This window comes from Sphingomonas faeni, assembly GCF_023195535.1.
In the GTDB taxonomy this organism is placed as follows: domain Bacteria; phylum Pseudomonadota; class Alphaproteobacteria; order Sphingomonadales; family Sphingomonadaceae; genus Sphingomonas; species Sphingomonas faeni_B.
In genome coordinates, this window is record NZ_JALPNF010000029.1 from 1 (window position 1) to 761 (window position 761).

The 761-nt window shown below is 61.6% G+C and carries 1 protein-coding gene; it reads left to right on the forward strand.

The annotated features are described in order from the left end of the window. Window positions 1-459: 459 nt before the first annotated feature. Window positions 460-761: hypothetical protein (locus tag SPHN_RS18330; RefSeq protein WP_248525278.1), on the forward strand; the 302-nt coding region annotated here is incomplete at its 3' end.

A 761-nucleotide genomic window follows, 5' to 3' on the forward strand; every position in this document is an offset into this window, starting at 1 on the left:
GCGTCTGTCAAAGAGCATGAAGGCTGGGACGGTATGCGTGGAGCGCCACGGTTGGTGCTCGCCCTGCTGCAAATTCTCACGGAAGTTGGGCAGACGAACTCACCATCTGCCGTCTGACAACCAGCCTCGTGGAGATCAAAGTGCCAACCTTAGTCCGCATCTCCGTCAGGGCCGCGCCCGCTGCCATAGCGTGGCATACGCCCCGTCTCGAGACGGGCGAGCCGTTTGCGGAGGTCAACGTCAACACGTCGATCTTCCGCCACCCCGACGCTATTGATAGCGTTGGAACGCCAGCCCGTGCCTACCGACAGTGGATCATCCATGCTGTGCGGGAAGCAATCCTGCGCGACGGTTTGAAGAGGTGGGTAACATGGCCCGACCTCTCGGTAACATCCTTCCCCGAACCCGGCCTGATGCCCCACCATCGCCTGCCGCAGCCCTCCGCATCGTGAGAACAGCATGAGCCAAGCTTCCGACACACCAAACGAGCTTCCGGATGCTCTCGATGACGATGATGGGAAACTGTCGATCCGGACCATCGCCAACCGCCTCAGCCAACGCTCGAAGGGGCTCGAAACAGCGTCAAACAAGGCTCCCGAAGATGGCGCGCAAAAGGGCACGGCTGATTTCCCTTCGCCCGCTCAAATGCACTCGACCGACGTGGGTCCTCTTCCGGGACTCGAACCGCCCGCAGAGGACGGGGAAAAGTCGACCGACGACCCTAAGCACCAGCCCTGCTACGGTCCTCTTCCGGGCACCAG